The organism is uncultured Kordia sp. (genome assembly GCF_947496985.1).
Taxonomy (GTDB): Bacteria; Bacteroidota; Bacteroidia; order Flavobacteriales; family Flavobacteriaceae; genus Kordia.
On record NZ_CANMEZ010000006.1, the window covers coordinates 195,673 to 209,273 of the forward strand.

Sequence of the window (13,601 nt, forward strand, 5' to 3'; positions counted from 1 at the left end):
TAAAAAAACCATGAAAGCGATCTCAAGACATCTTATATTAGTTGGACTTACCATTGTGGGAACTATTATTGCTTGTTCCAATGTTAAAAACGACACAAAAACGCCTACTGCCATCCAAGCAACCGCTGAAGAAAGTACTGCACAAGAAACTTCTGATGAGTTTAAAAAGTATTGGTATAGCGGAACTGCTGAATTGACTTCTTTTGAGTTAGAACAATCCCGTTATGGAGAAATTCATAAAGGAAAATCAGTATTGATTTATGTGACAGAAGATTTCAATCCTACAAAACAAGTAAAAGCTGATCAGCATCGCACAAATAATGTTCCCATTTTAAAATTGAACAATACTAAAAAATTCTACACTGGAATTTATCCATATAGTGTTATGACAAGTACATTTTTTCCTGTGAGCAATAATAAACACGCAATAAAAATAACTTCGTCCATGCAGGAATGGTGTGGACATATTTTTACGCAGCTCAACAATAGAGCGAAATTTGAAGTACAATCGTATTCTTATTTTGAAAGTGAATCAGATCAAGAATTTTCAATTGACAAAGCTATTTTAGAAGATGAATTATGGACAAAACTCAGAATTGACCCTTCAAAATTGCCTCTGGGAACAAACCAAATCATTCCTGCATTTGAAGTTTTACGCATGAAACATATTCCTTTAAAAACATATGAAGCTACCGCAACATTAACTAAAATTGGTAAAGCTTCTTTGTATACGTTAAACTACTCAAAATTGAACAGAAAATTAGAAATTTCATTCAACAATAGCTTTCCATACGATATTTTAGGATGGACAGAAACTTCAACAAGCGGTTATGGAACTAATGCAAAAACATTAACCACTAAAGCAACAAAGATCAAACAGTTAAAAACGCCGTATTGGTCAAAAAATAGTGCTAAAGACAGCATTTTACGTAAAGAATTAGGTTTATAAATCCTACAAAATAAGCCTTTAGTCAATAGCAATCAAATAGCGGTTATATGGTAAAACCGTAACTGAAAATGCTAAAATTTCACGATATTTAAGTGTAATAATCTGATAAATTATTTACTAAACATATTTAAGTCATATTCCACGCTTAACCTGCTTGGCTTAGATATCTCATTTAGAAAAGGATAAAATATGCCCTTATTTTATCCTTTCTTCTTTTTTTGTGAAACTCAATTTTGAATTAATCCAGTTGATGAACGAGATCCTTTTTTAATCATTCATTAAATTTTTCAATGTTTTAGTAAACTTCCAACATAGCATCGATAGTATTTACAGTGACTGAATGATAGTTTGGACGTGCTTTTTCATATATACGCTTTGCATCTTCCAATCGGTTATTACGTTTGAATGCTTTGTATAAAGTTGACACATACCAGCGACGACCAACTGTCATTAAAAAATTATCTATATGTGTATCAACATTATTTGCATGATAATCATGATTGATGGCTTGTTCAAACCAAACCATAGCGATATAAGAATTTGTCGCATTTGAAAAATTACATGCAGTATCCAACTTTGTGAATTTTTCTAATGAAATTCCTACAGGAATATTTCTGATAAAGTGAATTTTTTGTTGAATGTTCCAGTTTTTCTTGCACAATTCTTCTTCCTTAATTGTTCCCTTTTCCCATTGTTCAATTGCTTCTTCTACTTTTTGAAATTTATCCGATTGTATCTTGACAGCATTCTTAGGAATTCCTGCTTTGTAAACCCAATTATCTACATTAAAATCTATATTATTTTTTTGTAATAATTCAGTATTTAGATAATCAATGAATTTTTCTGTAGTCATTGTAGAAAATGCATTCTTGTTAAAATATTCTTTTAAGAAAACGTCCATTTTAGCACGTCCAACTGTTACCTCTAAGGTTCTTAAGAATAAATATCCTTTATCGTAGGCAATGCTATTCATTCCGTCATCAGGGTTTTTCCCTTTCAAATCGAGTTTTAAATGTGTTGCTTCTGGCTGATTTTTGAAGTTTTCTATTTCTTCTGCTAAATCTTGTCTACCAATAGAAGCTAGCATGTTTGCATATTCTTTTCCATATAAAGCTTCCATGATACGCATTTCAAAGTATACTGTAAAACCTTCATTCAACCAGAAATCATTCCAAGTAGCATTCGTTACTAAATTTCCAGACCATGAATGTGCCAATTCGTGTGCTACCAAACTTGTTAAGCTTCTATCACCTGCAATAACTGTTGGTGTTGCAAAGGTTAAACGTGGATTTTCCATTCCTCCAAACGGAAAACTTGGCGGTAATACTACAACATCAAATTGGTCCCAAGCATATGCTCCATATAGACTTTCAGCAGCATTTACCATTTTTTCCATATCGGCAAATTCGTAATGAACTTTGTCTATCATTGATTTTTCGGCATATACACCAGTTCTCGGGCTGATTTCTTTGTACACCAAATCACCAACTGCTAAAGCAATTAAATATGGTGATATAGGTTGTTTCATTTTAAAACTATACTGACCATTTTCATTTTTAGCTTTTGGATTTTCTGCACTCATAATTGCAAGTAAGTCTTTTGGCACCTGTACATTCGCATTATATGTTAAGCGAATTTGCGGACTATCTTGAATAGGAATCCAAGTTCGTGTTAAAATAGCTTGTCCTTGAGTTAATAAAAATGGATGTTCTTTATCAGCAGTTTGTTGTGGATTTAAAAACTGTAATGCTTCTGTTTTATCAGTAGTTTCGTAAGTAATGGCTACTTCTTTCGAACTTGCTGAAATAGGAATCGTTAATGCTTGTCCCAATACGGCATCATTCGCGCCAAGCGTATACTTCACTTCATTCCCATCAACTGTTGCTTTCTGGATTTTTAAATTCTTCGCATCAAATACTATTTCAGTACCTACATAGTTTTCTATAGTATATGTTGCTGTTCCTGAAATATTTTTTTTATCAAAATTTACGTTAATATCTAATTGTAAGTGTTTAGCAACAGCCTCATTAGGTTTGGCATATGAATGTGTATCATTAGCATACGTTGGTATAGTTTTCTTTTCTTTTTTGGTAGTTGAACAACTTACTATTAAAAGTGTAAGCAGTAAAAAAGCAGTATTCTTTAAAATATTCATAAAAATAGGATGCGTATAATTAAGTTAAATGTGATTCTTCTCAAAGCTACACAAATTATTGAGAATACCCGAAAATTGTAATAACTGTATCTACTTATAAATACGGTGTTTCCGTAACAACCTTTCAATCCTTTTTCTTAATTTTTCATCATTAACCAAAAAAATATAATCATGTTAAAAAACATTTCAAATCTCAACGGAGTAAAAAAGTTAGACAAAGACACACAAAAAGCTATGAATGGTGGAAAAGGTAGATTTTGTGGAGGAACAGGAGGAATTCCTATCGGATGGCCACAATCACAATGCTTTGGATGGGGAATTCAATGGTATAACGGTCAATGTTATGCATGCTACTAATCATTAATTTATTAAATATACACATATGAAAAAAAGAGAATTTAAAAGTTTACAGTTAAACAAGAAATCTATTTCAAACTTAGAAAAAACATCCACAAAAGGTGGATACCAATCTCAAAATGGTTCTTGCTATTGGCAAGATTGCCCATCTAGAGATCCTGATTTTATGAGCGATTGCTATTGTCCTTTCCCTGGTGGAAATGGCGGTAACAACACAAACAACTGCCAAACACAAGCCAATTGTGGTTCTAACAATTCTTGCGCTTGGGAAGATTGTATGGAATCAATGCCAAACGGTGGTGGTTGCTAAAAAAATTATGCAAATCAGTAAAATAAGAACCATGAAAAAAAGAAATTTAAAAAGCTTACAGCTCAATAAAAAGTCTATTTCGAAAATGCAGGATTCAATTCCTATTGGCGGACAAAACTCTAATAATAGATTGTGTTATTCTGAACAAGTAGGAACTTGTTATTGGCTCGATTGTCCGTTTCCGGAAAGTCGTATTAGAACGAGATGCTGTTAAGCTATACAATTTATTTTTACACACAAAGCGAACTTCGGTTCGCTTTTTTTGATACTCACTTAAAAAGATAACAAAAACTAGGTAACAATAAACACTTTAAAGAACATAAATATTATTAACCATAATTTTTTATCATGTTAAAAAAGATTTTAAATGCTAAAGGAGTTCAAACATTGAACAAAAAAGAACAAGCAAAACTTTTGGGAGGTCTTCCATTATTTAAATGTGTTCCAGTTACTAGTTTTTGTATTCCACAAAGTAGAGCTAATGGAAAATTAGTTGACAGACAAGGTAATTTCATTCGTTGTTGCTATGTAGCAACCTCAATTGCAACGCCTATTGGAAGTTAAAATTTATCTTAGAAGCGAACTTCGGTTCGCTTTTTCTTATGTTATTATTGGGTAATGAATTTAAAAAAATGCTCCTATTCGTCGTAACATAAAAACTAAACTCATGCGAAATTTAACAGAAGACGAATTGACACTAATCAGAATGAAATACAAAAAGAACCTAAAAAGCTTTCTCTTTAGTGGAATTTGGCCAATATTGTTTGTGATAGCTGCATGTACAATTCCTGTACATTTTTTTAGTAGAAATGCTAGCAATGCAGGTATGTCTGGAACATTAATTGGTCAAGGAGCTATCGGTTTTATTATTGTTCTATTGGTGTTCATTGGAATCATTACCTATAACTATATAAATTCTCCATTTTTCTCTTTCTATCAAGATTTACAAGACAAAAAGAAGATTATTAAGCGTATTCGTATCAAAGAAATTATAGAAATTGATCTTGAAAACACATCTGATTATAATCTTGAAAAAGGATACACGCATCAAATTGTATATTCAGATAGAATTATGTTTGTGCCTAGTAAAAAGTTTGATAAACATATACACCCAGAATTACTAGAAGCAACGGAGATGTTGATTCATTATTCTGAACATAGTGAAATAGAATTAGTAAGGGAAATTGTATAAGAAAAAAGCGATTAAAATTCTTGTTGGTTTTGGTATAAAATTTCGACGAAAGTTAAAGAACGTTAAAAACTATATTTCTGTAGTTGAACTTTCCTATTTTTGAAATTACTGAACCAAATATTTCCTAATGAAAAAACACATGTTGTTTATTTTAGTGCTATGTATATTTACATCTGTAAGTACAGCACAAAAACCTGATAAACTATCCTCCAACCAAATCTATGAAAAAGTACAAAAGTTAAACTTCTTAGGCTCTGCATTATACATTGCAGCACATCCTGACGATGAAAACACACGACTTATTGCATACTTAGCAAACAATGTAAAAGCACGTACCGCTTATTTATCATTAACACGTGGTGATGGTGGACAAAACTTAATAGGTCCTGAAATTCGTGAACAATTAGGTGTCATTCGTACACAAGAATTATTAGCCGCTCGTGGTGTAGATGGTGGACAACAACTATTTACACGTGCCAATGATTTTGGTTATTCAAAACATCCGGATGAAACTATGGATATTTGGGATAAAGATGAAGTACTAAGCGATGTGGTTTGGGCTATTAGAAAATTTAAGCCAGACGTAATTATTAATCGTTTCGATCATAGAACACCAGGAAGAACACACGGACATCATACTGCATCTGCTATGTTAAGTATGGAAGCTTTTGATTTAGCAGGCAATAAAAATGCGTATGCTTCTCAATTGTCAGATTACGAAGCTTGGCAACCGACACGTTTATTTTTCAATACCTCATGGTGGTTTTACGGAAGTCGTAAAAAGTTTGAAGAAGCAGATAAAAGCAAAATGTTGAATTTTGATATAGGTGTATACTATCCATTAAAAGGATTATCAAACAACGAATTGGCTTCTATTGCAAGTAGTCAACACTTATGTCAAGGTTTTGGACGTGTAACAACTCGTGGAACACAACAAGAATATGTAGAGTTTTTAAAAGGTGATTTCCCAACAGATAAAAGCAATATCTTTTCAGGAATTGATACATCTTGGAATCGTGTTAAAGGAGGAAAAGCTATTGGAAACATCTTAACAAATATAGAAGCTAATTTCAATTTTGTAAATCCTGCAGCGCACTTACCTAAATTAATGGAAGCGTACGAAATGATTCAAAATTTAGAAGATCAGCATTGGAAAGCAATCAAATTAGTTGAAATTGAAGCTATTATTCAGGCTTGCGCCGGATTGTACATAGAAGCTTCTGCTGCAGCTTCAAGTGCAACACCAAGAGCCAATGTTCAAGTAAATATAGAAGCATTAAATAGAAGTACTGTAGACATCAAACTAAAAACAATCATGTCTACTATTGATAACAAAACAACTACAAAAACACTTGCACTTTTACCAAATAAAAGAGAAAACTTCACACTTGATGTAAGCTTGACAACTGACGATTACTCTGCACCATATTGGTTATACGAAAAAGGTTCACTAGGTATGTATAAAGTGGAAAACCAACATTTACGTGGATTGCCAGAAACACCAAGACCGGCTGTTTTAAAATTTAATCTTGAAATTGCTGGAAAATCAATTACAATTACAAAACCTGTTATCTATAGATATTCAAAACCAGACAAAGGCGAATTGTATCAACCATTTGAAATTTTACCTGAAGTAACGGCTAAATTCAAAGATCCTGTAATTATATTTTCAGACAATAAAGCAAAAGAAATTCCAGTAACCATCAAAGCTGGAAAAGATAACTTAGATGGGTATGTAACTATAAAACATCCATATAGCTGGGAAGTATATCCTAAAAAGCAAAAAGTTACCATTGCTCAAAAAGGAGATGAAGCAACCTTGATGTTTACTGTGGTTCCACCAGCAACACAAAGCGAAGGAACATTAGTTCCTGAAGTGTTTATTGGTGATAAAAAATATACACTTTCATTAAATGAAATTGAATACGATCATATTCCAAAACAATCGGTTTTATTACCTTCAGAAACAAAAGTGGTGCGTTTAAACATTCAAAAAAGCGGTCAATACATCGGGTATATTCAAGGAGCTGGAGATGCTATTCCTGAAAGTTTACAACAAATTGGATACGACGTTACTGTAATTGATCCTGCTACAATTGATGCCGCAACACTTGAAAAATTTGATGCTATTGTTGTTGGAATAAGAGCTTATAATACAGTTGATCAATTAAAGTTTAAGCAAAAATACATTTTAGACTATGTAAAAAATGGTGGAAATGTAATTGTACAATATAACACAAATCGCCGATTAAAAGTAGCACGTGAAGAACTTGCTCCGTACCAACTCTCATTATCTAGAGATCGTGTTACGGATGAAACGGCTTCAGTAGAAATTATTGCGAAAGATCATTCTATTGTAAACTTTCCTAACAAAATTGAAGCAAAAGATTTTGATGGTTGGGTTCAAGAACGTGGATTATACTTCCCTAATAGTTGGGGAAGCGAGTTTACGCCAATCCTTTCTATGAACGATAAAAATGAAACTGCAAAAACAGGAAGTTTATTAGTTGCCAAATATGGAAAAGGAAACTATATCTATACAGGATTGAGTTTCTTTCGTGAATTACCTGCAGGAGTTCCTGGTGCTTACAAACTGTTTAGCAACATGATTTCTGTTGGAAAAACACAAGTAATCAAACAACCACAATTAAAAAACTAATTCATGAATACTGAAAAATTTGTCTGGAAAAAGATGTACACCATCATCTTAGTTGCCAACTTAGCATACATCTTATTGTTTTATATACTCATGAATATTTTCTCCTAACCCACTGACCAAATGGAATTAACAGACTGGATTGTATTAATAGGAACATTAGCCGCAATTGTTGGTTATGGAACCTGGAAAACGCGCGGAAGTAAAAGCGCAGAAGACTATATTAAAGGAGGAAACAGTTCGAAATGGTGGACAATTGGTTTGTCAGTAATGGCAACACAAGCTAGTGCTATCACATTCTTGTCTACTACAGGGCAAGCCTTTAGTGACGGAATGGGATTTGTTCAATTTTACTTTGGTGTTCCAATTGCCATGGTTATCATTTGTATGGTATTTATTCCTTTATATCATAAACTCAAAGTATATACAGCTTATGAATTTCTAGAAAATCGTTTTGATCTAAAAACCAGAAGTTTAACAGCTATTCTATTCTTAATTCAACGTGGATTGGCTGCAGGAATTACCATTTTTGCACCAGCAATCATCTTATCAGTTGTATTAGGTTGGAACTTAGTAACTCTCAATATTATTATTGGTGTATTAGTTATTATTTATACGGTTTCTGGTGGAACAAAAGCTGTAAGTGTTACACAAAAGCAACAGATGTTTATCATATTTGCTGGAATGTTTGCTGCATTTTTTATTACGCTTAATTTAATTCCGGAAAATATCGGATTTACCAAAGCGCTTGATATTGCTGGCGCAAGTGGAAAAATGAACGTTTTAGATTTTTCTTTCGATTTAGAAAATAGATACACAATTTGGACAGGCCTTATTGGAGGAAGTTTTTTGGCTCTCTCCTACTTTGGTACTGATCAAAGTCAGGTACAACGGTATCTTTCTGGAAAATCTGTGAAAGAAATGCGTTGGGGAATGATGTTTAACGGATTACTAAAAGTACCAATGCAATTTTTCATATTGTTGGTTGGTATCATGGTATTTGTATTTTATCAATTTAATCCTGCACCGTTAAACTTTATTGAATCTTCTACAGAGAAAGTAAAGGCTTCTGAATATAGTGAAGAATATGATGCTTTAGACAAAAAGCAAAAGATATTATTTAATGAGAAAAAAGCTGTGAGTTTACAATTGGCGCAATCCTATAATGAAGCTGATAAGCAAAATTTATTACGATTAGATAGTATTGAAAAAACATACCGAGCAGAAGCTAAGTACTTAATCAAACGTGCCATTGATCCTGAATATGCTGAACAGTTTGATCAACTTTCACAGGAAATATCTAAGATGAAAGGAAATCCAAATAATCCAAACTATGAGGAAAAAAGTGCTGAGTTAACACAGCTATATAAAGATGCAGCAAAAGATAGCGAAACCAATGATCGAGATTATATGTTTATTTCGTTTATCTTAAAACACCTTCCAAATGGTTTAATCGGACTATTGTTAGCGGTAATTCTTTCGGCAGCAATGTCGTCAACTGCTTCTGAAATTAATGCATTGGCAACCATTACTTCTATGGATTTATACAAACGAAATGTAAAAGAAGAAAAAGACGATGCTCATTATGTAAACGCTACAAAAATGTTCACATTAGGATGGGGAATTTTAGCCATTATCATTGCATGTTTTGCTAGTTTGGCTGAAAACTTAATCCAATTGGTTAATATTATTGGTTCTATTTTCTATGGAAATGTACTAGGAATTTTCTTATTAGCATTCTTCTTTAAAAAGATAAAAGGGAATGCTGTATTTGTTGCCGCATTAATAACTCAAATTGCTGTTGTAGTTGTTTGGTGGATTGATTTAATGCCGTATTTATGGTTAAATTTATTTGGTTGTGTACTCGTAATTATAATTGCAACCATCATACAATCGACACAGAAAAAAGTAGCTTAGCTTACTTAAAAAATAACTCAAAGGGAAAAAGCGAACTGTAATAGTTCGCTTTTTTTGTTTTAGTTCACTGCCTACTGTAATACCGCATAATAATAACTATTGATGAATCATGAATCGTCAATAATGAAGCTTTTTTTAAACTATTTCATACAGTTAATTTGTGCTACTAATCACAAATATTACATAATCATGAAAAAAAAATTATTTACACTATTAGCAATCATCTCATGCGGTTTTTCTTTTGGTCAGGCCGATAATACTTTTCCTTATCCAAACAATGGAAATGTAGGAATTGGAACAGGAGTCAATCAAAATAATGTGAATTTCAATTTCCAAGTACACGGAATTACAGACTACATTATTCGTCATCAACAAGCACCAAATTCTCCTGTACAATTAAGATCCACAGAAAGAAGTACCCAAAATGGTTTAAATGTTGGAAAAACAGCAAGAATTGGAATTACAAATACCGATACAGGAGCTACATCTAATGATGGAGCTGTCTTTAGAATGTCGAAATTAAATTTTTATATCTCAAATCTAGAACGTAAAAGTTTATTCATTGCTTCAGGCGCTGTCGGCTTGGTATTTAACGGAGAGAATAAACGCATTTGGATGGGATCACAAAGCTATTACACACCATCTACAAGTACTAATTTTGCATCAACTAACATTACTACGACTCAAGATAACGGGTTATATATTCGTACACGAAGTAATTTAGCCGATAAATATGGTATAAGTGTACATGTAGATAAAGATTCTCAAAACGCGATTCAGGTAGTAAGTACCAATGGAAATGATGTAAACTTTACTGTAAAACCAACAGGAGAAGTATATGCAAGAAAATATGTAACTACTTTAAACCCTTTCCCTGATTATGTATTTGAAGACGATTACCAATTATTATCTTTTGATGAGTTACGCAATTACATAAATCTCAACAAACACCTACCTAATGTTCCTTCTGCAAAAATTGTAGAAACCAATGGAGCTGATTTAGGAGAAATGAATCGTATCCTTGTTGAAAAAGTTGAAGAATTAACTTTATATATACTACAGTTGGAAGCACGCTTAAAGAAAATTGAAGAACAAAAATAAACATCCATAACTATGAGAATATTTAAAAAAATATATCTTGGGTGTGTTATATTGTTTCTTGGAATTGCTACTGCACACGCACAATGTGATAATGATGTAAGTACAGATCCGACAAACCCGACAAATAATGCACTTCCAAAAGATTTACTCAATCCGAATGGTGATGAACGCTATCTAAACGGAACAGAATGGTTTCCATTAACTGCTGGCGGTAGCTTAGAAGATTATGACTTAGCAAATATGTTTTGGTCAGGGACTCCTTTAGAGGAAATGGATAACATTTGGTCCTTATCAATCCCCTATTATAATTACATCAATGCATCTCCAAGACCTACACCAAAAAATGGTTGGGAATTATTATTAATTAATATTGGACGCTATCCTAACTATGTAGACACTTTAGATAATAACGAAACATTTCAGGCATTACCATATATTATAATTTACAATCGATATTCGGGAATTGTTCGTGTATTTGCTAATTTTGGTTTAGATCAATTGGTTGGTGACGGACCTGATGCGGTAGAAGTTGTCATGAGTTTTGTACTCAACAATGACAATTCCGGTTCTACAGGATTAGCACGTTTGTACAATGGAAAAGATTTAGCCTTAGATCAAAATTCTAAAGTAACTACCATGAAATCAATAGCCAAAGCTACCAGTACTCAACGCCAATGGTTTTCAACCGATTTCCAAATTGCATACGATCCATGTACCTGTTTTTATCCTTCAAAAATTCAACTCAGTTTTAATCAAATTACACAGGAAAACATTATGTTGCATGGTAGAAGCTTATCTGTAGATGACAATTTAATTGATAATAATTTACAAATTGATCCTATGACATTTCTTTCCGGATTTGATGCTTCTGGAAACGATGCTGAAAAAGGTGGGATTTTAATCTATAAAGGGTTACAAAACCTAGTAGATGATTATATTCGTCGCTATGAAAAATATAAAGAAGATCTAACAAATGCTAACAAACAAAACAAAGTTGTAGATCATAATTTAAATGTATTAGAAGGATTAAAATATACTTTAACTGCTGTATTTACGCTTGGGACAAATCCTTCTGCCATAAGTACTGGCCCTATACAGGGTGAAGACTGGTTTAAAAATCTGAAAAAAACATATGGCCCTTTTATCAAAAAAGCAGATAAACTGAAAACCGATAACATCCTAAAAATAGCAAAAAAAGTATTAGGTTCTGATGTTAAAACATACATTGAGCAGAATTATGAAAAAGTCCCCTTACCAACAGAGCCAGATAAAAATAAGGTACCAAGTGTCACCTTTACCGAAATGCATTTCGAAGGAACAATCTCTGATTCACAAGTAAAAGGCGGACCTACATTTTATACGCCAGGAACTTATGGAACCGCTGCAACACAAGTCATAACTCCTGGTACAAGTAACTTAACAGACCCTATTCTACAAACCATGTATGAATATCCAGTGTATAATGAAGTGTTAGGAACTTTTGCCTTACTAAACACTCCAAAAATCACTATTGCTAATCGTTACGTACCGGAAACCGTTTTTGAAAATGATTATTGGATGACTCAATATGCAAATACTGTGTATTATAAAGCGTGGACTAGGGAATATCAACTTAAAATTAGCAATGATTTAGTGTATGCGTTAAACAAAGCTTTAGATGTTAAGAACCATGAAATTAAAGCTGCATTTCGATTCAAAGCAAAAACAGATGTCGCCCTAAATGGACAAGTATATTACAATGTGTTTTTAGATCCTAAATATACAACCAATGTAGATTCTAAAACATATGAGGTAGATATCTATGATCCTTGGATTAACCCAAGCGGCACACCATTTACAAATAGTGTTCAAAATAACTGGACTGGATATGGAGGTGAGTATGGAGATAAAGATGGAAACTTTCAGACATCCTTTGTACCACTTGATGCATTGAAAAATTTTACAGTCGGTCTTGGTCTCAAACAAGAATTCTTTGAATTCGGCTGTATTGGTTGTCCATTTTATGAAGGTCCTAACTTTCCTAATGAAGTGTCACAAGGATTTCGTTTCGAATTTTATGATATCGAACTGGTATTAATGGTGGATATTGAGTATGACACTAAAAATGAATACGGAAAAAACAATACAAGTACACAAATCTTAACATTTGATATTAAAGGTGATCAGATTCAGTACAGTCATGAACCATATATATACAATCTAATTGATGAAAATCTTCACAACCAATATGATGTAAAATTATTCAATGAAAATTTAGGTTTCGAAAATATTGTTTTTGATGGAAGTGATGTAAAAGATTGTTCGCTTTCGGGTACAGAATACAATTGTCGTGCTTGGAATAATATTGATATCAGTGGAAATTTAAGTACAACTGGAGGATATACGGTAAATATTATTGCAGGAAATCAGATTGAAACTGCTCCAGAATCTATTATTTCGCCTGAAATATCATTGTGGATTGATTCACCATTCAATCTTTCCAATCCAATGATACATGCCAACAATGCACAAATAAATACTTTTTGTAATAGTAGTACTTACAAAGCAAATAAACTTGATCCAATGGTTGCTGAACGTACAACTAACAATCAAAATGTATTATTTGTTAAACCGAAAAAAGAAAACGCAACACCAGAGGAAATTTACCTCTATCCGAATCCTGCTGACACCTATGCTAATTTATACATAGATAAACAACATGTCTATGATAATATTAAGGTAGAAATATATGATATGTCTACAAAAAAATATCAACTAGATATTCATAAACTAGGAAATTCTTCTTTTGCTATAAATATTGAAAGCTTAGCTTCTGGAATTTACTTTGTAAAAGTATATGACAATAATAATTTATTGAAAACTTTAAAACTTATTCGAAAATAACCAATACACTAAATTTATACTTCAACAAAACGACTTCCGATATCAGGAAGTCGTTTTTATCTTTTATAAGCTTTCATCTTA

At 32.5% G+C, this 13,601-nt stretch carries 11 protein-coding genes; 10 read left to right on the forward strand and 1 reads right to left on the reverse strand.

The features are described from left to right. Window positions 1-10 precede the first annotated feature (10 nt). Window positions 11-949, forward strand: coding sequence for a septum formation inhibitor Maf (locus Q0828_RS16425; RefSeq protein ID WP_298423469.1), 939 nt, complete (start codon window positions 11-13; stop codon window positions 947-949). Between the two features lie 295 nt (window positions 950-1,244). Here Q0828_RS16425 and Q0828_RS16430 read toward each other — a convergent pair whose 3' ends face one another. Further along, window positions 1,245-3,104, reverse strand: a complete 1,860-nt coding sequence (locus tag Q0828_RS16430) for a hydrolase/aminopeptidase (protein ID WP_298423471.1) — start codon at window positions 3,102-3,104, stop codon at window positions 1,245-1,247. Window positions 3,105-3,275: 171 nt separating this feature from the next. On the opposite strand from Q0828_RS16430, the gene Q0828_RS16435 reads away from it, so the two are divergent. From Q0828_RS16435 to Q0828_RS16475, 9 genes are all read left to right on the forward strand, one after another. Continuing rightward, complete coding sequence (locus Q0828_RS16435; RefSeq protein ID WP_298423474.1) at window positions 3,276-3,461, forward strand: hypothetical protein; 186 nt, start codon at window positions 3,276-3,278, stop codon at window positions 3,459-3,461. Window positions 3,462-3,486: 25 nt separating this feature from the next. Beyond that, on the forward strand, window positions 3,487-3,771 hold the full coding sequence (locus Q0828_RS16440) for a hypothetical protein (protein ID WP_298423477.1): 285 nt from the start codon (window positions 3,487-3,489) through the stop codon (window positions 3,769-3,771). A gap of 31 nt (window positions 3,772-3,802) precedes the next feature. Then, entirely contained in the window at window positions 3,803-3,985 is a 183-nt protein-coding gene (locus Q0828_RS16445; RefSeq protein WP_298423480.1) for a hypothetical protein, read from the forward strand. A gap of 134 nt (window positions 3,986-4,119) precedes the next feature. After that, window positions 4,120-4,335 (forward strand): hypothetical protein, encoded by a 216-nt coding sequence (locus tag Q0828_RS16450; protein ID WP_298423483.1) that lies wholly within the window; start codon window positions 4,120-4,122, stop codon window positions 4,333-4,335. A 103-nt stretch (window positions 4,336-4,438) separates the two neighbouring features. Beyond that, window positions 4,439-4,963: a hypothetical protein gene (locus Q0828_RS16455; protein ID WP_298423486.1), complete on the forward strand. Its 525-nt coding sequence runs from the start codon at window positions 4,439-4,441 to the stop codon at window positions 4,961-4,963. A gap of 127 nt (window positions 4,964-5,090) precedes the next feature. After that, complete coding sequence (locus Q0828_RS16460; protein WP_298423489.1) at window positions 5,091-7,622, forward strand: PIG-L family deacetylase; 2,532 nt, start codon at window positions 5,091-5,093, stop codon at window positions 7,620-7,622. 120 nt (window positions 7,623-7,742) lie between these two features. Continuing rightward, the gene (locus Q0828_RS16465) at window positions 7,743-9,536 is read left to right on the forward strand and encodes a sodium:solute symporter (protein WP_298423492.1); all 1,794 of its coding nucleotides are present in this window, start codon (window positions 7,743-7,745) and stop codon (window positions 9,534-9,536) included. Between the two features lie 189 nt (window positions 9,537-9,725). Then, window positions 9,726-10,637, forward strand: a complete 912-nt coding sequence (locus Q0828_RS16470) for a hypothetical protein (protein WP_298423495.1) — start codon at window positions 9,726-9,728, stop codon at window positions 10,635-10,637. A 12-nt stretch (window positions 10,638-10,649) separates the two neighbouring features. Further along, complete coding sequence (locus Q0828_RS16475) at window positions 10,650-13,520, forward strand: T9SS type A sorting domain-containing protein (RefSeq protein WP_298423498.1); 2,871 nt, start codon at window positions 10,650-10,652, stop codon at window positions 13,518-13,520. Window positions 13,521-13,601 lie beyond the last annotated feature (81 nt).

What these genes read in the sequence shown, in the direction of transcription:
- Q0828_RS16445 (WP_298423480.1), top strand. Translation starts at nt 3,803, where the DNA reads ATGAAAAAAAGAAATTTAAAAAGCTTACAGCTCAATAAAAAGTCTATT.
- Q0828_RS16440 (WP_298423477.1), top strand. Translation starts at nt 3,487, where the DNA reads ATGAAAAAAAGAGAATTTAAAAGTTTACAGTTAAACAAGAAATCTATT.
- Q0828_RS16435 (WP_298423474.1), top strand. Translation starts at nt 3,276, where the DNA reads ATGTTAAAAAACATTTCAAATCTCAACGGAGTAAAAAAGTTAGACAAA.
- Q0828_RS16460 (WP_298423489.1), top strand. Translation starts at nt 5,091, where the DNA reads ATGAAAAAACACATGTTGTTTATTTTAGTGCTATGTATATTTACATCT.
- Q0828_RS16450 (WP_298423483.1), top strand. Translation starts at nt 4,120, where the DNA reads ATGTTAAAAAAGATTTTAAATGCTAAAGGAGTTCAAACATTGAACAAA.
- Q0828_RS16470 (WP_298423495.1), top strand. Translation starts at nt 9,726, where the DNA reads ATGAAAAAAAAATTATTTACACTATTAGCAATCATCTCATGCGGTTTT.
- Q0828_RS16465 (WP_298423492.1), top strand. Translation starts at nt 7,743, where the DNA reads ATGGAATTAACAGACTGGATTGTATTAATAGGAACATTAGCCGCAATT.
- Q0828_RS16425 (WP_298423469.1), top strand. Translation starts at nt 11, where the DNA reads ATGAAAGCGATCTCAAGACATCTTATATTAGTTGGACTTACCATTGTG.
- Q0828_RS16475 (WP_298423498.1), top strand. Translation starts at nt 10,650, where the DNA reads ATGAGAATATTTAAAAAAATATATCTTGGGTGTGTTATATTGTTTCTT.
- Q0828_RS16430 (WP_298423471.1), bottom strand. Translation starts at nt 3,104, where the DNA reads ATGAATATTTTAAAGAATACTGCTTTTTTACTGCTTACACTTTTAATA.
- Q0828_RS16455 (WP_298423486.1), top strand. Translation starts at nt 4,439, where the DNA reads ATGCGAAATTTAACAGAAGACGAATTGACACTAATCAGAATGAAATAC.